At 47.2% G+C, this 21,506-nt stretch carries 21 protein-coding genes; 16 read left to right on the top strand and 5 right to left on the bottom strand.

Annotation, left to right across the window (positions count from 1 at the left end; all coding sequences use genetic code 11):
• Positions 1 to 12 precede the first annotated feature (12 nt).
• Complete coding sequence (locus tag MKZ12_RS22700; RefSeq protein ID WP_339236819.1) at positions 13 to 951, bottom strand: YafY family protein; 939 nt, start codon at positions 949 to 951, stop codon at positions 13 to 15.
• Positions 952 to 1,223: 272 nt separating this feature from the next.
• Between MKZ12_RS22700 and MKZ12_RS22695 the strand changes: the two genes are divergently transcribed.
• On the top strand, positions 1,224 to 2,657 hold the full coding sequence (locus tag MKZ12_RS22695; protein ID WP_339236817.1) for a glycoside hydrolase family 1 protein: 1,434 nt from the start codon (positions 1,224 to 1,226) through the stop codon (positions 2,655 to 2,657).
• A gap of 170 nt (positions 2,658 to 2,827) precedes the next feature.
• Here MKZ12_RS22695 and MKZ12_RS22690 read toward each other — a convergent pair whose 3' ends face one another.
• Entirely contained in the window at positions 2,828 to 3,493 is a 666-nt protein-coding gene (locus MKZ12_RS22690) for a phosphatase PAP2 family protein (protein ID WP_339261499.1), read from the bottom strand.
• Positions 3,494 to 3,665: 172 nt separating this feature from the next.
• Here MKZ12_RS22690 and MKZ12_RS22685 point away from each other — a divergent pair, with 172 nt between their 5' ends.
• Entirely contained in the window at positions 3,666 to 4,241 is a 576-nt protein-coding gene (locus tag MKZ12_RS22685) for a hypothetical protein (protein WP_339256889.1), read from the top strand.
• A gap of 188 nt (positions 4,242 to 4,429) precedes the next feature.
• On the opposite strand, the gene MKZ12_RS22680 is transcribed toward MKZ12_RS22685, so the two are convergent.
• Together MKZ12_RS22680 and MKZ12_RS22675 are read right to left on the bottom strand one after the other, a co-directional pair.
• Positions 4,430 to 5,215 (bottom strand): AraC family transcriptional regulator, encoded by a 786-nt coding sequence (locus tag MKZ12_RS22680; RefSeq protein ID WP_339256887.1) that lies wholly within the window; start codon positions 5,213 to 5,215, stop codon positions 4,430 to 4,432.
• A gap of 19 nt (positions 5,216 to 5,234) precedes the next feature.
• Positions 5,235 to 5,816: a LysE family transporter gene (locus MKZ12_RS22675; RefSeq protein ID WP_339256885.1), complete on the bottom strand. Its 582-nt coding sequence runs from the start codon at positions 5,814 to 5,816 to the stop codon at positions 5,235 to 5,237.
• Positions 5,817 to 6,018: 202 nt separating this feature from the next.
• On the opposite strand from MKZ12_RS22675, the gene MKZ12_RS22670 reads away from it, so the two are divergent.
• From MKZ12_RS22670 to mmsB, 6 genes are all read left to right on the top strand, one after another.
• A complete protein-coding gene (locus MKZ12_RS22670; RefSeq protein WP_339261497.1) occupies positions 6,019 to 7,029 on the top strand; it encodes a substrate-binding domain-containing protein in 1,011 nt (336 codons plus the stop codon).
• 91 nt (positions 7,030 to 7,120) lie between these two features.
• On the top strand, positions 7,121 to 8,989 hold the full coding sequence (locus MKZ12_RS22665; protein ID WP_339261495.1) for a sensor histidine kinase: 1,869 nt from the start codon (positions 7,121 to 7,123) through the stop codon (positions 8,987 to 8,989).
• A gap of 56 nt (positions 8,990 to 9,045) precedes the next feature.
• Positions 9,046 to 10,296 (top strand): response regulator, encoded by a 1,251-nt coding sequence (locus MKZ12_RS22660; protein ID WP_339261494.1) that lies wholly within the window; start codon positions 9,046 to 9,048, stop codon positions 10,294 to 10,296.
• Between the two features lie 315 nt (positions 10,297 to 10,611).
• Positions 10,612 to 11,697 (top strand): multiple monosaccharide ABC transporter substrate-binding protein, encoded by a 1,086-nt coding sequence (gene chvE, locus MKZ12_RS22655; RefSeq protein WP_339256883.1) that lies wholly within the window; start codon positions 10,612 to 10,614, stop codon positions 11,695 to 11,697.
• A 21-nt stretch (positions 11,698 to 11,718) separates the two neighbouring features.
• Positions 11,719 to 13,278, top strand: coding sequence for a multiple monosaccharide ABC transporter ATP-binding protein (mmsA, locus tag MKZ12_RS22650; protein WP_339256881.1), 1,560 nt, complete (start codon positions 11,719 to 11,721; stop codon positions 13,276 to 13,278).
• Positions 13,253 to 14,416, top strand: coding sequence for a multiple monosaccharide ABC transporter permease (gene mmsB, locus MKZ12_RS22645; RefSeq protein ID WP_253439968.1), 1,164 nt, complete (start codon positions 13,253 to 13,255; stop codon positions 14,414 to 14,416). The genes mmsA and mmsB overlap by 26 nt, the downstream gene beginning before the upstream one ends.
• Positions 14,417 to 14,484: 68 nt before the next feature.
• Here the strand turns inward: mmsB and mgtE are convergent, their stop codons facing one another.
• A complete protein-coding gene (mgtE, locus tag MKZ12_RS22640; protein WP_339256878.1) occupies positions 14,485 to 15,855 on the bottom strand; it encodes a magnesium transporter in 1,371 nt (456 codons plus the stop codon).
• 188 nt (positions 15,856 to 16,043) lie between these two features.
• Between mgtE and MKZ12_RS22635 the strand changes: the two genes are divergently transcribed.
• The 8 genes from MKZ12_RS22635 (at position 16,044) to MKZ12_RS22600 (ending at position 21,503) form a co-directional block, all read left to right on the top strand.
• Positions 16,044 to 16,751: a DNA alkylation repair protein gene (locus MKZ12_RS22635; protein WP_339256876.1), complete on the top strand. Its 708-nt coding sequence runs from the start codon at positions 16,044 to 16,046 to the stop codon at positions 16,749 to 16,751.
• 42 nt (positions 16,752 to 16,793) lie between these two features.
• Entirely contained in the window at positions 16,794 to 17,348 is a 555-nt protein-coding gene (locus tag MKZ12_RS22630; protein ID WP_339256874.1) for a methylated-DNA--[protein]-cysteine S-methyltransferase, read from the top strand.
• Positions 17,349 to 17,574: 226 nt separating this feature from the next.
• Entirely contained in the window at positions 17,575 to 18,801 is a 1,227-nt protein-coding gene (locus tag MKZ12_RS22625) for an amidohydrolase (protein ID WP_339256872.1), read from the top strand.
• A 128-nt stretch (positions 18,802 to 18,929) separates the two neighbouring features.
• Positions 18,930 to 19,340: a GNAT family N-acetyltransferase gene (locus MKZ12_RS22620; RefSeq protein WP_339256870.1), complete on the top strand. Its 411-nt coding sequence runs from the start codon at positions 18,930 to 18,932 to the stop codon at positions 19,338 to 19,340.
• A gap of 31 nt (positions 19,341 to 19,371) precedes the next feature.
• Complete coding sequence (locus tag MKZ12_RS22615) at positions 19,372 to 19,821, top strand: GNAT family N-acetyltransferase (protein ID WP_339236783.1); 450 nt, start codon at positions 19,372 to 19,374, stop codon at positions 19,819 to 19,821.
• Positions 19,822 to 19,838: 17 nt separating this feature from the next.
• The gene (locus MKZ12_RS22610; protein WP_339256868.1) at positions 19,839 to 20,267 is read left to right on the top strand and encodes a GNAT family N-acetyltransferase; all 429 of its coding nucleotides are present in this window, start codon (positions 19,839 to 19,841) and stop codon (positions 20,265 to 20,267) included.
• A 40-nt stretch (positions 20,268 to 20,307) separates the two neighbouring features.
• Positions 20,308 to 21,009 (top strand): DUF1361 domain-containing protein, encoded by a 702-nt coding sequence (locus MKZ12_RS22605; RefSeq protein ID WP_339236779.1) that lies wholly within the window; start codon positions 20,308 to 20,310, stop codon positions 21,007 to 21,009.
• 29 nt (positions 21,010 to 21,038) lie between these two features.
• Positions 21,039 to 21,503: a hypothetical protein gene (locus tag MKZ12_RS22600; RefSeq protein ID WP_339256866.1), complete on the top strand. Its 465-nt coding sequence runs from the start codon at positions 21,039 to 21,041 to the stop codon at positions 21,501 to 21,503.
• Positions 21,504 to 21,506 lie beyond the last annotated feature (3 nt).

The following is a 21,506-nucleotide window of genomic DNA, read 5'->3' as shown; positions in this document are numbered from 1 at the left end:
GCCTATATTATATCATTCATTGTTGGGAAGGTTGTTCATGACATGCTGTAAATGTTCAACGGCTTGGATATGGCGTCTGAGCAATTCCTGTCCAACATGTACAGGCTCGATTACGGTCAGCTCTGAACCGAACGATAGCAGGAAGGAGTAGAGCCATTCCCCTACATTTAATTCGAGAGACACACGGAGCCTGCCATCAGGCTCTTTTTTAATGAGGGACGGTTCGAAAAAATCATACACCCGGTAAGCAATATTATTGGTGAACAAGAGCGTCAGAGGAGTCAGGACAGGAGCTGCCTCTGATTCAGGGTGGGCTGACCCCACATCAACAGGATCGAGTTTTCTCGTTAGAAAGGTCAATTGGGTGATCCGTTTCATCTTGAATGTCTCGAATTCTTTCCGTTCAGGATCATCATGAATATATCCTCTGAAGTACCATGTACTGTTCTTGAATATAAGCTTCTGAGGTTCCACTGTTGGAACACTCTTCTCTCCATCCGAATTAACATAGTGGAACGTAATCAGTTGATTGGTTAATATGGCTTGTTTCACTTGATTAAAAAGTTCTCTCTCTTGCAGGGGAATGCTGCCCCATGGTGAGAAATTGAACTCGATCCAATCCAGCTTGTGATCAAACAGGGCGGTCAGCCGTTGCAGCATATGAGCACTATTCAGGTGTGGGATTGCACTGATGCTGTATAGTCCCATCAAAATTTCGTTCTGGTCTTCTTCCGACAGCAGGGACTTGTCCATGACATAGTTGTCCATGAGATGAATGCCGCCATGCTTGCCGGTCGTCGTATAGACGGGGATGCCCGCAGCGCTTAGCCGGTCGATATCACGGTACACCGTACGTACCGAAATCTCGAACATACGGGCGAGTTCGGGTGCAGTGGCTTTCTTTTTCTCCAATAACAAAAGCAACATTCGAAATAATCGGTTATTTTCCATGCTCTGATTATACCATGACAATAGGTGTCAGGGTATGGGTGGTACACTGGTTATATCGTCTTACGAAAACATTTTGACTCAGTCTTATAATTTGTTCTTCATTTATTGCGAAGTAGTGAAGGGGACGATATCGATTCTGACGAAACGAAGTGTTCGCCTTCATCATCCGAGGATAACAGCGATCAGAAGAACGATTCGTGACCGGAACGGCTACTCGCATAATATCAAGCATTTTATATCGAATTGAGTTAAATATGAAGGAGGAACTGGTCATGACAATGAAAGAAGGATTTTACTGGGGTGGCGCAACGGCTGCCAATCAATTCGAGGGCGGATGGAACCAGGGTGGCAAAGGGCCAAGCACATCTGACATGATGACAGGGGGAACCCACACGATTCCACGCCGGATTACACCTGTATTGGAAGAGGGCACGTATTATCCGAGCCATGAAGCGGTTGATTTTTACGGACATTACAAAGAAGATATTGCCATGATGGCAGAGATGGGTTTCAAAATGTTCCGCATGTCCATCAACTGGTCCCGGATCTATCCGAACGGTGACGAACTGGAGCCAAACGAAGAGGGATTGCAGTTCTACGATAATGTCTTTGCCGAGTTGAAAAAGTACAATATTGAGCCGCTCGTAACGATCTCCCATTACGAAACGCCATTTGGTCTGACACAGAAGTATAACGGCTGGGCTTCCCGTGAAGTCATCGATTGTTATATTCGTTATTGTACAACTCTCTTCAATCGCTACAAAGATCAAGTGAAATACTGGCTGACATTTAACGAGATCAACTGTCTGACGATGCCGTTGGGTGCTTATATGGCTGGAGGTCTTCTGTTTGAAGGCAAAGAGACGTTGGTCGACGGAGTGGATGATCCACAGACTCGATTCCAGGCATTACATCATCAATTCGTTGCGAGTGCCAAAGCAGTGAAGCTGGGACATGAGATCAACCCAGACTTCCAGATCGGTTGTATGGTTGCTTTCATGACCACCTATCCAAATACGTGTAACCCGGACGACATGCTGCTTGCACAGAAGAAAGACCAACTGTCCAACATGATCTGTGGTGATGTTCAGGTTCGTGGAGCGTATCCTGGATTCGCCAAACGTTTCTTCGCCGAAGAGGGCATTAAAATCGAAATGCAACCAGGAGACGAGCAGACACTGCGTGAAGGTTGCGTAGACTTCTACTCTTTCAGTTATTACATGTCTCTGGTAGAAAGTGCGGATGAGTCCCTGGAGAGAGCTGAAGGCAATCTGCTGGGTGGTATCAAAAATCCATATCTCGAAGCTTCCGACTGGGGATGGCAGATCGATCCAAAAGGATTGCGTTATACGCTGAATCATCTGTATGACCGTTACCAGATTCCACTGATGGTCGTTGAGAACGGATTGGGTGCTGTCGATGTGATAGAGGAAGATGGTTCCATTCAGGATGACTATCGTATTGATTATCTGAAAGGTCACATTGAACAGATGAAAGAAGCGGTAGCGGATGGCGTGGATCTGATTGCCTACACCATGTGGGGATGTATTGACCTGGTTAGTGCGTCCACTGGAGAGATGAAGAAGCGTTATGGCTTCATTCATGTCAACAAGGACAACGACGGTAACGGAGATTTGAGCAGAACACCGAAGAAGAGCTTCCACTGGTACAAAAAAGTTATCGAATCCAATGGTGAAGAGTTGTAATTTGGTATAAAATCAATACCCGCTTGTTCCTTGAAATAGGACAGGCGGGTTCTTGTGGTTTCTGAATTCGTTCAGGATGGATTCAGGATCAAATATAAGAATATAAAAATACCCGGCAATCCTTGAGTTAAGGAAAGCCGGGTATTTCCATATGCATGCGCTCGTAGAGACTATGCCAGTTTTCTGCTATGCAGTTGGGACATACGCTCCAGATGCCGCTGGTAAAACCATATGCAAGCGGAGAGCCAGCAACCACTCAAGAAATATCCACCGACGATATCACTTGGATAGTGCACACCCAAGTAGATACGACTTATGCCAATGGTCAGTATAAAGGCGGCACTGGCCATGATCATCAGTACACGTCCGGTGACGGTGGGTACATGTTTCCAGATGAGAAAGGCTAGTCCACCATACAGGCTAAATGCAGCCATGGAATGTCCACTGGGGAAGCTGTAGCCGCTCACTTCAATAATTCGGTTAATGGTAGGTCTGGCACGTTGGAATACCAGCTTGAGCAATGCATTTAAAAGGGTTGAACCGGCGAGCACACAAGCGAGGAAGAGTAGTTCGCGTTTGTGTCGCAGCCAAACGTATAACACAATCATGGCAATGATTGTAATGAAAACTACAGGCATTTCACTGCCGATCCAGGTGAAAAACTGCATGAATTGTGTCATGCCAGGGGATTCCAACCCCTGAATCCAGCCGATCAGCGTATCATCAAATCGATGAATCTGGTTATCGCTGATGGATAGGGCGATGCTTATAAAGGCGATCATGCATAACGCTGCAACGAGCAGCGGGAATGAGAAGTTCTTTTTCCAGTTGTGCATCAAATGTTGAGATCCTCCGTGAACGTTAATTTCGTATGTTGGCTCCTTGCGTATGTTGGACATAACGATATTTGTATTGTGCTATAATTTTACAATAATTATAGCAGCAATAAAAATATGTAACCTTTACAACGTTTGTTCAAGCAGAGAATGTAGGAGGGGAGCGGTCGGAATGAAACAACGGTTGGTGATGTGCATGTTGGTCTTACTGTTGGTTACGTCGGGGTTAGCTCTATTTTCCGGAGAGAAAGTGTATGCTTGCAGTTGTGTGGAGAGTGGTGTCCAAGAGAGATTGAAGACAAACACAACGGTATTTACAGGAGAAGTGGTAAAGAAAGGACCATCGCAGCAATCGAAGAATGATGGCATGTTAAGAGAGTATACCTTTGATGTAGATACGGCATGGAAGGGGGTTAACGCCAAAAAGATGAAAATCATCGCGAGTGACGGTGGGTCTGAATCATGTGGTATTCAATTCGAAAAGAATCAGTCCTACCTGATCTATGCGTATCAATCTGAACTGGATCAAAAGCTGCATACGAATCTGTGCAGTCGCAACGTTCTTGTGGAACAAGCCGGAGATGACTTGAAATTGCTGGGCGCAGGCAAGGTTGTAAGTAAAGAAGATTTTGGAGAAACCAGTGATGGCTGGCGAAGTGGACCTGTCTATCTTATCTTATACGGTACAGTCATTTTATTAGCAGCATTGGCAGTTTTGTGGTTTTGGAGACGAAAGAAAAGAATCTGATTGCCCAAGGACGGAAAGAACCTGAAGAAGCGAAGCGTTCGCCTAAAAGTTTTCTGAAAGAAAGCTGCATCGAAAGCGTACGCTATCCCTGGATTTTACCTTTATAATAAGGGATCAAAAAATCTGGGGATAACAGTGATCAGAAGGTTACTCTGTCATCGGAGTGGCCAGTGTAAATATTCTGTAGTTCAATTTTTATAGTTTAACTGCAACATGTATTCATAAGCTGTGACGCCAAATACCCGTTTGAAATGCCGGTTCAGATGGGTCAGATCCACGAATCCACAATCAGCAACAGCAGCGTAGACGTCCTTCTGCATTTCGATGGACTGACGGGCACGCTCCACCTTGCAGTTTAAGAAAAACTGGTAGGGAGAAATACCTGCTTGTGACTTGAATTCACGGATAAATTGAAACTTGGACATGCCAAATTCGGCGCTCAGGTTGTCCAGCTTGAGCACATCTTCGGTGCTGCAAAACATCATTTCCTTAGCTTTTCGAACCAGGCTGTCCTGAGGCACCCAGAGCTTGGGATGCATCTCCTTCTGAGCCAGAAGGTGAACCAGATCGAAGACCCGTTCGCTGCACTCGGCTTCGTCCTGTCTGTGCTGAACGGCATCGTTCAGCATCAGGATCTTCCGTGCAAGCTCGGGATCATAGACGATGGGATTTCCAAAACGCAATTCCTTTTTGCCTATAATCTCCTCTACCAAATCCGGCTTCAGATACAGCATCACGTAATCAATGCCTTCTCTATCATAGGAGCTACCATCATGGGACTGCTCACGATTGAACAACATGACACCATTTTGGTGAGATGCCTGATATTGTCCGTCCAGGTTGTATTGTTGAATGCCGCGCAGGGTTACGCCAACCGCGTACTCTTCGTGGCAATGTTTTTTGTATGCAAAATCAGTAAAGCTGGCGGATAGTGCCAGCACGTCTTGTGACTTTTTATAGTTGAACCGTTCCATGCAGCACACCTCCCAAGCTTTAGATCAATCCGGATACTATAATGGCTGAGTATAACAAAAAAAGTGCCATGAGAATACTCAGTAATTTTTGGTGGCGATTCAGCAACGTTCTGAAAACCGTGCCAAAAACGACCCAACTGGAGTAGGCCAGAAAACCTATGAAGGTAATGAGCAATACGAACAGGAACGATGAAAATGAGCTGTGGTAAAAGGGCAATACATAGCTTGGAAGGACCGTGAACGTAAACAAGACCACCTTGGGATTGACAAATTGCATAATAAAACCGTTCCCAAATCCGGTAACTTGGGTTGGTGCATCCTCAGTGGTACCCATCTTGTAGATCTGATAGGCCAGGTATACCATATAGATGCCGCCGACAATCTGCATCACCTTCAGAATTCCGGGCAACACGTCGGCAAGAAGGTGATTAAGGAAAGCTGATGCCGTAAGCAGCAGGCCAAATGCCAGCGTAGCTCCCCACACATAGTTCATCGTTTGTCGCGCGCCTACCTTCTGGGTGGACGATAGAATGACGATATTGCTAGGCCCGGGGGTAAAGGTGACGACGATGCAATAGATTAAAAAAGATGCAATACTCATGACGAAGCGCTCCTCTGGTTGTAGTCTAGTTCCATGATCATACGTCCAGAGCGAAAAACCATATAGTACATTATTGCAGCAGGTACATGGATAGCAGCACGGCTTCCGTTTAAAAGATAAGGGGTAGTTTTCTTTTTGAATGATTGCGTTTACAATTTAGACGGAGCATAGGATGATCAGACCACTTGAGGAAGTGAACGTAATGAAGAAAATGCTGCTAGTCTATATTTTGCTAATCTCGGCATTTGCGCTGTATGTGTTGAGATTCGAATATACCAGTCAGGTTAACAGTTCATGGGAGGACCGGGGGCTGCGCGGTGATATCGGAGAGACGTATATCATGATTACATTCCAGTCCGGGCTGGAGTATTGGAAGAGCCCGCTTAAAGGATTCGAGGATGCCGCGGATGCGCTTGGAGTGACCGTAGAATATCGCGGAGCTACCCGGTATGATGCGAAGGAGCAGACGATGGTGATCGAGCAGGCCATCGCTCGTAAACCCGCGGGCATTGCCATATCTGCGATCGATCCCCAATCGCTAGTTCCAGCGATTAACAAGGCAGTCGATGCAGATATCCCTGTTGTATTATTTGATGCGGATGCACCCGATAGCCAGGCCTATTCATTTCTGGGGACAGATAACTACAAGTCCGGTGTAATGGCCGCTGATGAAATGGCTGAACTGCTGGGGCGTGAAGGAGAGGTTGCGGTATTAACCTTGCCTGGACAACAGAATCATGAAGAACGAACGAAAGGCTTCCGCGATACGATCGAGGAGAGATATCCTTCCATGCAGGTCGTTGAAGTTGCAGATGGGCACGGTGATGCGATGGTGTCCAGAGACGAAACACTGAGAATGATGAAGGAACGTCCGGAACTGGCGGGTATTTTTGTGACTGAAGCCACCGGAGGAGCAGGAGCGGGAGAAGCGGTTCAAACTGCCGGGGGCAGCAGACATCCTATGCAGATTATTTCATTTGATACGAATAAGGCTACATTGGATATGATCAAGAACGGGACGATCTCGGCTACAATTGCACAGGGAACCTGGAATATGGGGTATTGGTCACTCCAATATTTGTTCCATCTGCATCACCAGTTGACGGTTCCTGCTCCATCGTCATCCGGTGAAAATGCACCGCTTCCCGTGATGGTGGACACGGGGATCTCTGTCGTGACACGTTCAAATGTGGATGATTACTATGCCAAATAACAAGGAGCATTTGAAGAGTGAGAGGTTTTGGGGCAGAAGAGCGATTCTCTCAACTTTCAGGAACGGGATTCGGCGTTTGCGCTTGCGTAATATGCCCCTTCGCTACCAGCTAATGCTGCTTTTTTTGCTATTCGCCATTGTGCCCTCTGTAGGACTCGGCCTGCTTGTCAATTGGACAGTGGAGCGGGTTGTTGAGCGACAGGTTGAAGGGCATACGATGCAACTGATTGGTAAAGTGAATGAAGCCCTGAACAGCAAGATGGAGAATCTGCAAAATATGACGTATCTGATTGCATTTGACCCGGATATTGATGCGTTTATGAACGACAACATGCCGTTGAATGATGATGCAAGCGGTGAACGGATGAATAAAGGCGCAATTGCCGAAACGGAGCAAAATCAGTTATACGGCATCAAGCAAACCTTGCAGGGGTTCACAACGTTGTATCCTGAAATCGCCGGGATTGTTCTCGTCAATGGAAGTGGTGACTATATTAGCAACGAGATGTATCCCCGAGCAGAGCAGAGCTTGATCCAGGAAAATTGGTACCGAGAAGCCGCGGCCAATCCGGGCATATTCATGGTGTTGGGTCAGCCCAAAGAGCGTAATCTCACGACACATGTACGGTATAAGGATGATGAGATTGTATCGGTTGCACGTTCCATCACGGATGAAGCGTCAGGGCGTGTGCGAGGCGTTATTATGATTGATCTTAAACTAAGGTCCGTCTCTCAGGCTGCCCGCAATGTGACCTTGGGTAAATCTGGTTATGTGATGGTGACGGATGCCGAAGGTCAAAGTGTATACAAGCCGGAGCATCCGTTAATCGAACACATCCCCGCAGAGTGGTTTCCCTCCGGGGAGAGTGGCACGTTTACCGCCGAAACCAAGGGTGGAGCGTTATTATTCATGTATCAGTCGTCCACCTTTACGGGTTGGAGAACGGTAGGGGTATTTCCCACAAGAGACTCGATATCCGAAGTACGCCAAATCCAGTTTTATGTGGTTAGCTTTGTATTTGTGGTGTGTTTATTCGGACTTAGCGCCTCTTTATGGTTCTCGCGTTCCATTGCCCAACCGATTTTCCGACTCATGTCCTATATGCGCAGGGCGGAGACGGGTAATCTCAGACCAGGCCGGTGGAGCGATCGGGCGGATGAGATTGGAATGCTTGGCAACAGTTATAACCGAATGCTGGCACAGATTCAAGAACTGATATCGCTGAATGAATTGCGAGAACGGCAGAAGCGCGATGCTGAAATGCGAAGCTTGCAGGAGCATATCAAACCTCACTTTTTGTACAATACCCTGGATACAATTCATTGGATGGCACGCAAAGAGGGTGCAGACGATGTATCCGGCATGGTTGGCGCGTTATCTCGATTATTTCGGATCGGGCTTAGTAAAGGACAAGATTACATTCCGCTGCACTCTGAGCTTGAGCATATGACCAGTTATCTGCAAATTCAGCAGACACGATACCGCGACCGGCTTCAGTATACATTGAATATTCCAGAGGAATTGCGGGACCTTTTCGTGTTAAAGCTGCTGCTTCAACCCTTGATAGAAAATGCAATCTATCATGGAATCAAGGGCAGGCGTGGGCCGGGACACATTCGGGTGGAGGCCAGATTGGAACATGGCAGACTGCTGCTGACCGTTCAGGATGATGGAGCAGGGATGTCCAACGAACGGCTTGCCGAAATGCTGCATCTGCTCGAAGCTCCTTTGGCAAGTCTGGAAGCGTCTTCGCCTGGGATCACAGGCAAAAGTTATGGGATGTTGAACGTGCAAGCCCGTCTCCGTCTGTCCTTTGGCGATGATTACGGTATTCTGCTGGAGAGCGAGGAGGGTCAAGGAACTCGCGTGACCATCATTCATCCGTTGATGCGAGAGCTGCCACCCATCCCGCAAATCAATAACAAAGAGAGGCAGGAGAGTGAATGGGAAAATTCATAAAATCGAACGCGACAACTTCCACTGGGGTAGATGGGACAGCCGCATCAAACACGGTAATGGAGCTTACACCGGATAGCCACGTCACGAAGAAGTATCGCGTGCTCATCGCTGATGATGAGCCAATCATTCGTGAGGGAATCCGGGATGCAATTGACTGGGAGATACTCGGGATGGAGGTTGTGGGTGAAGCGGAAGACGGTGAGGAAGCACTGGAACGGGCTGCTGACTTGGGCGTGGATATTGTTCTGGTCGATATGAATATGCCATTCCTGAACGGAATCGAACTCATACGTGCTCTACAGCAGAAGTGCCCGGACTGTCGTTACCTAATCATTTCGGGGCATGATGAATTTGCATATGCGCAGGAGGCGGTTCGGCTTGGCGTAGAGGATTACATCTTAAAACCTGTACAATCAGAACAATTACATGCTGCGCTTGAGCGATTACATCAGCGACTTACGGAAGAGCACCAGAGGACGGCTTATGTACAACAGGCAGCCCATCAGATTGAACGCAATATCCCTCTGCTTCGCCAGCGATTTATGCTGGAGTGGCTGGAAGGGCAGGCTGCAGGGAAAGATCTGATGGAACAGCTTGAGTTTTTGCGTCTACCCGCGGTTCCACCTGTGCAGATCGGGATTGTGCGATGGCCTGCCGCCGAAGCTCGTCAGACGATACTGAGAGAGAATGATCGTCAGTTGTTTCTGTTTGCAGTGGAAAATATAATCAGTGAACTGCTGGCAGATCTGCCACATGTTCTGTTTCGGGACGTAAGCGGATTGATTGGCATATGTCTGTGGCAAGAAGCTCCCGAAGAAATAGAGTCCCTTCTGGAACAGCAGATCAGTTCATGCCTGAATATTGCCATTCATGCTCATCTGGAGATACATGCAGGGACACTGGAACAAACGCCGGATACGTACCGTCATTGCCGTGAACAGGTATACGAAGAAGTGCAGTTGTCCCCTCTGGTTCGCCGGGCAAAACAACTTATTCAAGAAGAGTATGCCGAGCGGGAACTAACGTTGGAATCGCTTGCTTCCCGCCTGCAAGTATCTGCCGTATATCTTAGCCGTGTGCTGAAGAAAGAGCTGAATGATTCTTTCGTGACGCTTGTCACGCACGCTCGCATTCGCAAGGCCATACAGTTGTTGGACTCCACAACATTGCCGATGCACACCATAGCCGAACGTGTAGGTTACGACACCCAGCATTATTTCAGCACCGCGTTCAAAAAAACAATGGGCATTTCGCCAGTACAGTATCGAAAGAACGGAGGAACGGCTTATCGTCCTTCGGCGAATTGATTATGGTTGTACAGTTGTTCATTCAGCAATGTGATACATGAGATGGATGTGCTCTACTTCGTGTGAAGCGAAGCGGAGCATGTCCTTTTTTTTGATTTTAATCTGATTTTGATGGACCAGGCTCACAACGGGAGTTTCCATCAAAAGTTAAATTTTTATAAAAAAGGTTCAAAACGTGCAAAGACCTTGAGGCTCGTGCAATGCTACCATTGATCTCAGACAGGGACAGCAAGGAACAGGATGCACTACATGTATTGTAAGCGTTATCTTATAACTCATTTAGAACCGTATGACGTGAGGAAAGGGGAACTTCATATGAAAAAAGGAGCAGTGCTCATCTGGCTTCTGGTGATGACTCTGATGCTCTCGGCCTGCAATCTGGCAGAGAGTGGTGCAGGCAGCAAGGAAAAGGGATATGTCGGTATTTCGATGCCAACCAAATCATCAGAGCGATGGGTGGGAGATGGGGAGAATATGGTCCGTCTCTTTCAGGAGCAGGGGTACAAAACCGATCTCCAGTATGCTGAGGATGTGGTCGAGAATCAGATTTCACAGATTGAGAACATGATCACCAAAGGTGTGGATGTGATGGTCATCGCATCTGTGGATGGCAACACACTAACGGATGTCATCAAGAAGGCCCATGACGAAGGAATCCAAGTGATCTCGTATGATCGGCTCATTCGCAATACGCCTTATTTGACCTATTATGCCACGTTCGACAATTTTAAGGTGGGTGTGCTTCAGGCCTCCTACATCGAACAAAAGCTTGGACTCAAGGATGGAAAAGGACCGTATAACATTGAATTGTTTGGCGGCTCTCCAGATGACAATAATGCCTATTTCTTCTTCGACGGTGCGATGTCTGTGCTTAAGCCGTACATTGATTCCGGCAAACTGGTCGTACGCAGCAAGCAGATGACGATGTCTCAGATTGCGACCTTGCGCTGGGATGGTGCACTGGCCCAGTCTCGGATGGATAACTTGCTGAGTGCTTATTACTCAGGTGATCATCTGGATGCGGTGTTATCTCCTTATGATGGAATCAGTATTGGTATCATCTCATCTTTGAAAGGGATCGGTTACGGTACTTCGAACAAGCCGCTGCCCGTTATTACAGGACAGGATGCCGAACTTGCCTCAATCAAATCGATTGTGGCCGGGGAACAGACGCAGACCGTGTTCAAGGATACGCGCAAGCTAGCCGAGAAGACGGTAGAGATGGCCAATAGTATCTTGCAAGGGAAACAGGCGGAAGTTAATGATGAAACATCATATAACAACGGAATTAAGGTTATTCCTGCATATCTCCTGGATCCTGTCTCCGTGGATCGTACCAATGTGGAACAGGATATCGTGGGTACCCAGTATTACACGAAGGAAGAAATCGGACTGAAATAATAAATGAAAGGAGCACATCCCATGGCCGGAATCATTCTGGAAATGAAGAACATCACCAAGACCTTTCCTGGCGTTAAAGCACTGGAAAATGTCAATCTGAAAGTCCGTGAAGGCGAAATTCATTCCATATGTGGTGAAAATGGTGCAGGTAAATCTACATTGATGAAAGTGTTAAGCGGAGTATATCCACATGGCACGTATGAAGGCGACATTTTATTTCAGGGCAAAAAATGTGAGTTCAAGGATATCAAGCAGAGCGAGGATCTGGGAATTGTCATTATCCATCAGGAGTTGGCCCTGATTCCCTACCTTTCAATCGCGGAAAATATATATCTGGGCAATGAACGTGCCAACAGAGGCATTGTGGACTGGAAAGAAACATTTGTGGGTACACGGGAGCTGCTCTCGAAGGTGGGGCTGAGCGAAAATCCGAATACACTCGTATCCAGTATCGGGGTAGGCAAACAGCAACTGGTCGAAATTGCAAAAGCGCTCTCCAAAAAGGTACGGCTCCTCATCCTGGATGAGCCAACCGCTGCGCTGAATGAGGATGATAGTGAAAATCTGCTGCAATTGATGCTGGAATTCAAGAAGCAGGGCATCGCCTGTATCCTGATCTCGCACAAGCTGAATGAGGTGTCCAAGGTGTCTGATTCCGTAACCATTTTACGGGACGGCAAGACAATTGAGACGTTGGATATGAAGAAGGAGAAAGTGACGGAGGACCGGATTATCAGCGGGATGGTAGGACGTGATCTCACCAGTCGTTACCCGGAGCGTCATGCCACCATAGGTGAAATCATCCTTGAGGTGAAGGACTGGACGGTATATCACGAACATCATGCCGAGCGGAAAGTACTGGATCAGATCCATATGAATATCCGACGTGGTGAGATTGTGGGTATTGCCGGGCTGATGGGCGCAGGGCGTACGGAGCTGGCCATGAGTATCTTTGGCAAATCCTATGGCCGAAATATTTCGGGACAGCTCATCAAGAATGGTAAGCCGATCCAGAACAATACCGTCACTGAGGCCATCCAGAATGGATTCGCCTATGTGACAGAGGACCGTAAGGAATATGGACTTATTCTAATGGATGACATCAAGCGCAATATTTCACTGACGGGTCTCAGCAAGCTGACGCGAAACGCAGTAGTGAACGAGCGCGAAGAAGTGCTGGTAGCGGAAGAGATGAAGAAAAGCATGAACATCAAAGCCCCAAGTATTTTGCAGAAGACCGGTAATCTGAGCGGGGGCAACCAGCAAAAAGTGGTGCTGAGTAAATGGATTTTTGCTGGACCGGATATTCTTATCCTGGATGAACCTACACGCGGGATTGATGTGGGAGCTAAATTCGAAATCTATACCATCATTCATCGGCTTGCCGCTGAGGGCAAGGGTGTACTGGTAATCTCATCCGAGTTGCCGGAGGTTCTTGGCCTGTGTGACCGGATCTATGTGATGAATGCCGGGCGAATCACCGGCGAAGTCAGCCGGGAGCAAGCATCGCAGGAAACGTTGATGAGATATATGACCAAGTCTGGAGGCGGCAAGCATGGAAATGATAACAAAACTGTTTAAAAATAATATTCGTCAATACGGCATGATTATTGCCCTGGTTGTAATTATGCTTTTGTTCGAGGTACTGACAGGTGGACTATTACTCAAGCCGATTAATATAACGAATCTGATCTTGCAGAACAGCTACATTTTGGTGCTGGCGATCGGGATGGTGCTGGTCATCATTACCGGACATATTGACTTGTCTGTTGGTTCCATTGCAGCCTTTGTTGGTGCTGTTGCCGCAATTATGATGGTAGATTGGCAGCTTCCGGCCTGGCTTGCGGTTATCGCATCCTTGCTGGTAGGCGCTTTGATCGGGGCATGGCAAGGCTTCTGGATCGCATATGTGCGTATTCCGGCATTTATCGTGACGCTGGCAGGGATGCTTCTGTTCCGCGGTTTGACGATGATTGTGCTGGAGGGACAGTCGATCTCTCCTTTTCCGGGTGGGTTCCAGAAAATAAGCTCGGGTTTCCTGCCGGACATTCACTTCTCAGGCTTCGGTCTGGTATCCATTATTGTGGGACTTGTACTCACCGTCTGGTACATTGTTAATGAACTGCGGGAACGTCGTTCCCAGCGAAAATATGGCTTCGAGGTGGTGTCACAGGGGCTATTTCTGCTCAAGCTGATTGTGGTGGCTGCCGTGACAAATCTGTTTACATTTGTACTCGCAAGTTACGCGGGGATTCCGAACATCCTGGTTCTGTTGTTTGTCCTGATCATCGTATACTCCTTCGTGATGAACCGTACCGTTATGGGCCGGCATGTGTATGCGCTTGGAGGTAATGAGAAGGCCGCGGGACTGTCCGGAGTGAAAACAAAAAAAGTAACTTTCTGGGTTTTCGTGAACATGGGTACGCTTGCCGCGGTATCCGGGTTGATCTTCGCCGCACGTCTTAATGCCGCTACGCCAAGGGCGGGTACCAACTTTGAGCTGGATGCCATTGCGGCCTGCTTCATTGGAGGTGCTTCCGCTTCAGGAGGCATAGGTACGGTATTTGGAGCCATCATTGGTGGTTTGGTTATGGGTGTGCTGAATAACGGGATGTCCTTGATTGGTCTCGGTATTGACTGGCAGCAGGGAATTAAGGGATTGGTACTGCTGCTTGCTGTGGCGTTTGATATTTATAATAAAAATAAAAGATCGGCGTAAAACTGGATAAAATGCAAAACAGACCTTGATCTCAGGATCAGGTCTGTTTTGCTGTATACACCACTTGTTTACATCAATGCATCGAGGAAACGTGTGGCGATCCCAAAATAGATAAACAGGGACAAGATATCATTCAATGTGGTGATTAACGGACCCGAAGCGACAGCAGGGTCAACCTTGAAACGACTAAGTAGAAGCGGAATGCATGTACCGGTTAGTGTACCGATCACCAGAGTGAAGAATAGAGAAACCCCGATAATGGCGCCGAGCAGCCAGTCCCCTTGCCAGACATAAGCAATGACGGTGATCAGCAATCCACAGACCAATCCAATCATGATGCCCACTTTGATCTCCCGACCAATCAGTGCGAGTACAGTGGATTTGTCGAGTTTGCGTCCGATTAGTCCTCGTACCACGACAGCCAGAGATTGCGTTCCTGTGTTACCAGTCATACCCGCGATCATCGGCATAAAGAATGCCAGTGCGACAACCTGATTCAATGTATCCTCGAAAAAATCCACGATGCTTCCCGAGATCAGGCCAATCAGCAGCAATAGAATGAGCCAGGGGAGTCTGCGTCTGACGGCAACGAGTGGTTTGGTATCAAAGTCGATATCCTTGCCGCCCCCACCCATCTTGGCCAAATCTTCACTGGCTTCATCCATAATAATATCGATGACATCATCCATTTGGATAATCCCGCATAACCTGTGATTCTCATCTACTACTGGAAGCGCCATAAACTCATAGCGTTGCAGAAGCTGTGCTGCTTCTTCCTGGTCCATATCTACCGTTGCGTGGATCACCCGTCGGGTCATCAGTTCTTCAACCTGGGTCTTGTCGTCAGCCAAGGCAAGGGATCGATAACTCACTACTCCGACCAGTTTACCTTCATCATCCGTCACATAAAGGTAACTGGAGGCGGAGATATGCATGGTGCCTTGCGATTGTCGCAAGGCTTCCTTGGCTGTCTCATGGGCAAGCAGGGTTCGATATCGGTCTGTCATGATGCGTCCAGCCGTCTCCGGCGGATAATTAAGCAGGGACCGGATAATGGTAGAGTGGTCCAGATTCATGGTGGACAGCAATTCTTCTCTTCGTTTGGCAGGCAAATCGTGCATGAACCGGATCAGATCACTTTTGTCCATCTGCTGCATGACTTCAAGCGTTCGTTCCGGCCCGAGTCGTTCAAACAGTTGAATCTGTTCGTGCAGCTTCAGGGTCTCGGCGAGATCCGCCAGAGCATCGGGTTTGAACAGGAGCAGAAACCGATTGGTTTCTTCTTCAGGAAACTTTTTATATACGAGTGAGAGGTCGTAGGGATGCAGTTCTTTCACCAATTTATAGAAATCGGGAAGGTTCCGGGATTGCACATGTTGCACGAGTTGTTCGGTGATCTCCTCCACGGAGAAATCTTTCTTGGTATGAGGTCCGTTCATATCGACACTCCTTTCTAAACGGTCAGCTTCATATTTTTAAACGAAATGGGTTGGCAGTTAAACAAATGGAGGAAAAGAGAGTACCCAAAATGATATTGTAATCTTGCTCAAACATTCGATATGGGCTTACAAACGGGCGTTGCAAGGATATACTTGTTGTACAGCAACAGACGAGGAGGACGTGTGCGGTGGAAGCAGAAAATATTAGAACACAATTGCTCAGTCTGGCCGAGCCGGAGTATCAGAAATTCTCGGCTGCGCTTATTCCCAACATCACAAATGTGTTAGGCGTGAGATTGCCAGCCTTACGAAAGATTGCCAAACAGATCGCCGCCGGGGACTGGCGCACGTATCTGGAGACGGCAGACGATGAATACTTTGAAGAAGTGATGCTGCAAGCAATGGTCATTGGACATGTCCAGGCTGATCTGGACGAGCTGCTGAAGGCCATTGAAGCATTTGTACCCAAGATCGATAACTGGTCGGTATGTGACAGCTTCTGTGCGGGACTAAAATATACGAAGGTGCATTCGGAGCCGGTGTGGGCATTCTTGCAGCCGTATCTGAGATCAGAGCAGGAATATGAGATTCGGTTTGGCGTGGTGATGCTGTTGAATTTTTATCTGGATGAGAGATATATTGATCGGGTTCTAATCGCATTGGATCGGATCAGGCACGAAGCTTATTATGTGAAAATGGCGGTTGCGTGGGCCATCTCGATGGCTTATGTGAAACAACCTGAGGTTACTATGCGTTATCTGAACCATAATACCCTGGACGATTTCACGTATAATAAGGCACTTCAGAAAATCACGGAATCGTATCGCGTTGATCCGGAGAGCAAGCAGATAATCCGCAGTATGAAACGTAAGGTGAAGAAGCGAATTTCCTCGTAGTCCTAGCATGAAGCATTCCACCAGGGAGAGGACGATAAACGAATGAGAAAAAAGTTAATGTATACCACGATGCAACTGGACGGTCGTCCATGGGTGTTGCTCGCTACAGAACAGGGATTGTGCCGAGTGGTCATGCCTAACGAAACACTGGAGGACTGGAACGGCTGGATGCAGAAAGTTGCACCTGGCGTGGAATTGGAAGAGAATGAGCATGCGCTGAAACAAACAGGCATGATGGATTGGTTACAGTCCTATTTTGCAGGGGAACCGATGGCTTATACCGATGAAATTCCACTGGACTTGATCGGAACGAACTTTCAGCAGGAGGTATGGAGAGAACTGGGCCGCGTCCCCTACGGTGAAATTCGGACCTATGGCGACATAGCTGCATCGATTGGAAGACCTTCGGCTGTGCGAGCGGTTGGGGCTGCAAATGGGGCCAATCCGATTCCGGTTCTGTTACCATGCCACCGTATTATTGGGGCTAATCGCAAGCTGACCGGGTTCCGTGGAGGGTTGGAGATGAAGCGCAGACTGCTGGATATCGAACAGATTGAAGGCGTGACCGATGGAGGGCATGCGCGGTTTCATTTTTAGTAGCTTGGCGTAATCTAGAAGATTAAAGTGATTGGACAGGGCAGGCACGTATTGTGCCTGTTTTTTCGCATGTATTAAGGTAGAGTAATACAAACGTTCCGCATATGGAACACCAACGTTTTACGTATTTTTGCCCTGTGAAACCGTATGGTAACATGGATCATAGATCATAGATCAATCGGTATCCGGGGGACGTAATGCCGGGTAAGAAAAGAGGGATGACATAATGAAGCAGGCCTATTGGTTAACCAATGTAACTTTGGAACAGCGTTATGTTTGGGAAGGGGAACAGGTGACAGGGACACGGACAAGCCTCGCTCATCTGCGGATTGAAGATGGACGGATTGCGGCGATTGTGGAAGGAAGCAACCCGCTGTCTAACGATCTGCCACAAGTAGATGGCAAGGGACTTTTATTGCTGCCTTCGTTCGAGGAGGCACATATTCATCTGGATAAAACCTACTACGATGGACCATGGACAGCCGTCAAACGGATCTCCAGTATTTTCGAACGTATTGAAGAAGAGAAGGTTCTGTTGCCCAAGCTGCTACCAGATGCCAAGCGTCAAGCGGAGAGTATTCTAACCTTGATTCAGGGGTACGGCTCCACCCATGTACGTAGTCATTGCAATATCGAACCCGTCAGTGGATTGAAAAGACTGGAAGCAACGCGGCAGGCTCTGGAATCATTTTCGGGCAAAATCTCTTCGGAGATTGTAGCTTTCCCGCAGCATGGACTGCTTCGCTCCCATTCAGTGGAGCTTATGGGCCAAGCGATGCAGGAAGGTGCAACGCATGTGGGTGGACTCGATCCCCATACTGTGGACGAAGACATCGAGAAATCACTGAATGCCATGGTCGAACTGGCTGTTCAGCATCAGGCGGGCATCGATATTCATCTGCATGATGGCGGGCAGGCCGGCAAACAAACGTTGCTAGAACTTGCGAGTCTGACCGAAGCAGCAGGGCTTCAGGGTAAAGTTACGGTAAGTCATGCGTTCTGGTTCGCTCGCGCGGAGCAGCAGGAAGCGGAAGATATGGCGCAGCGAATGGCTTCGCTCGGGATGAGCATTGCTTCCACGGTGCCTATTGGCAGAACGATGATGCCTCTTCCCATGCTCCATCGTATGGGCGTGAACGTGAAGCTGGCCACAGACAGCCTGACGGATCATTGGTCTCCTTTTGGCAGTGGAGATCTGCTTGAGAAAGCGGGACGTTTCGCAGAACTGTACGGATATAGTGATGAATTGTCCTTGTCTCAATCTTTGGCGTTCGTAACAGGCGGTGTGACACCGCTGGATTCACAAGGGGAATACGTATGGCCGAAGGTGGGGGACACAGCAAGTTTTGTATTGGTCCATGCAAGTTGTTCGGCGGAAGCCGTTGCGCGGCGATCTGCGCGGCAGGCCGTATGGTACAAGGGACAATTGGTGAGCGGATCGACATCGGATTGAGAAAAATAGAGCGGGTGCAACCACGGGAAACCGTGGTTTTTTGGCATGGGAAAAAAAGAGGAAGGAACTGTTCGCAACTACCACATTTTGGGTTATGATGGACGTAGTTAATGAAGGGAGCAAAACGAATGAAGATTGAATATGCAACGGAAGCTGATTTCGACTATATCATGGATCGAGATCGGCATATCCATCAGGCACTTGTGAAAACGAAGATTCATGAAAAAGAAATATTCATCCTCTGGAACGAGGACGAGGGATCAAGAATTGGATGGATGAGGTACGGTTACTTTTGGGACAACCTTCCCTTTATGAATATGATCTGGATTGATGAGCCCTATCGAAACGGCGGAATTGGCAAAAAAGTGGTGCATCACTGGGAAAATCTAATGAAGCAACAAGGCTTCGATACCGTAATGACTTCAACGCAGTCAGACGAACATGCCCAACATTTCTATCGAAAGCTGGGGTATGTTGACGCAGGGGCTCTGTTGCTGGATACACAACCTTTGGAGATTATATTGATCAAGAAAATCTAGTGATAAGCTTCAAGGAGAGAGGATGGTAGGTATGGAGCAAGTGAAGTTACAACCTATAACCAAAGATAATGAACTCGAGTGCATGCACCTTAAACCAAGGGAAGATCAGCTGGATTTGGTAGCTAGCAATGCGGATTCATTGATTCATGCGACAAAGGAAATTACGTCCAAACCATATGGCATTTTCGCAGAGGATCAGATGGTCGGTTTTATTTTATTTGATAATGAGGTCTACAATGACGGGTATTACTGGATTCTGCGCTTCATGATTGATGAGAAGTATCAGGGGAAGGGCTACGGTAAACTTGCTATTCAAGAAGTGATTCGTATGTTGCAAGATAGAAGTGATTGCCAGCAAATCAGGGTATCCCATGTTCCTCATAACATCGCGGCTAATGCGCTGTATAAGCGTTGCGGATTTCAGGACACGGGTGAATTCGAGGACAACGGGGATATCATTTTAAGTTATCAAGTGAGGTAACAGGGAGGGGGAGCTTGATGATAAGAGAGGCAGAAGCTAGGGATGCAGAGGTTATCGAGAGACTGTATAGAGAATTATTGCCGAACAACTTAAATACAAAGGTACTGGCAGAACGGATTGAAGAAGTTCGGAATAACCCGAATAGTTTCTTGTTCGTATATGAACTGGGTAATCAGGTGATCGGCACGGCTCATTTACATATTTGTTTGGATGCTTTGGTGGAAAATAGACCATTCGGCGTCGTTGAGCGGGTTATCATTAGGGAACATGTGCAGAGCAAGGGATATGGATCTGAATTGATGAAATATGTGGAAAACATATGTGTACAGAAAAATTGTATGAAGGTATTTCTTACCAGTGGATCATCCAGACATGAAGCACATCACTTTTATACGAAATTGGGGTACGACGGAGAATCCAGCAAGGCATTTAAAAAGTATTTATAACGTATAACATCATCAAGGAAAAGGACGTAGAAGCAAAGAAATGAAAGATAACAAACATCCGGTGCAAGATCCCCGATTCATCGTTACCTTGCTTGTGGCTACTTGTTGTTGTTTAGGTGTTGTGATGTATTTACGGGCCCAAACAGATAGGAATATGTATCGCTTTTTAAGTTGGGATATGCTCCTGGCATGGGTGCCATTCATTATCTCATCCTGCATTAGATACATATTTCATAAGAAAGTAACCACAACGAGTGTTATATGTATGTGGTTGATGTGTGCAGTTTGGCTCTTTTTTCTGCCCAATGCGGCCTACCTTTTTACAGAGATCCTGCACTCATTCCGGTATTTTGATGCTCAAGGGGAGGTCAGATTTTGGGTTAATATTGATTTTTGGTATGGACTCACCCTGACGTTTGCCGTAGCGATCATCGGATTGCTGCTCTCGACATGTTCGATCATTCAAATCCAAGGCATGTTAAATAAATTAATAAATAAGTACATTAGCATGATAATTGTAGGCGTTATTTTGCTATTGAGCAGTATAGGGGTCTACATTGGCAGATTTAATCGTTGGAATTCATGGGATGTATTATCCAGACCGGGAAAGATCTTTGTGGATCTTGTGAATGATTTCAATGCAGCGAACAGCATGATGGTTGAATTTGTCGCTATTGTATTTACGGTTCAACTTTTTGGATACGTTATCGTATCTTTGCTAACCTCAAGGTCGAGCAGTTAATTCCCATTGGAAAGGGCAAAGGATCTGAAATGATGAAATCAATAACACAGGAAATTACGGAAGAATTATTAATGGCAATGGATATGTACAAGAGAATTGCGCGGCAATTGATCGACCAACTGATATTGGAAACCGATCAGCCTGATCGCGAGGAAATCCTCGCAGGGGCGTATCATCTGCTGTCCAATGCGGATGTAATCCATGGTGAAGAAAAATTAACAGGAAATTGGTATTTTGATGTCCACGGCGAGCACTGTATGTTCAAGAATACAGAAACGGGCCAGACATTGGAGGTTTTCCTTGGTAGTCCAGCGGATGTGGGTAACATGGACCCCTACTTCTTTTACAATTTTATCAAAACAACGCCAGAGCTTGCCCACCTGACTTCGTATTTCGAGAATGCGTTTAAGGACATGTTGGATTTCTTTGAACGTTTGGAAGCGGAGCATTTGTTAATTCATGTTCACGGGGTGGCATATAGAAAGGTTCTTTAATTG

The sequence above is a fragment of the Paenibacillus sp. FSL R5-0713 genome (assembly GCF_037973325.1).
Lineage (GTDB): Bacteria > Bacillota > Bacilli > Paenibacillales > Paenibacillaceae > Paenibacillus.
Note: the sequence above shows the minus strand (reverse complement) of the source record. Positions and strands in the feature narration are given on the sequence as shown.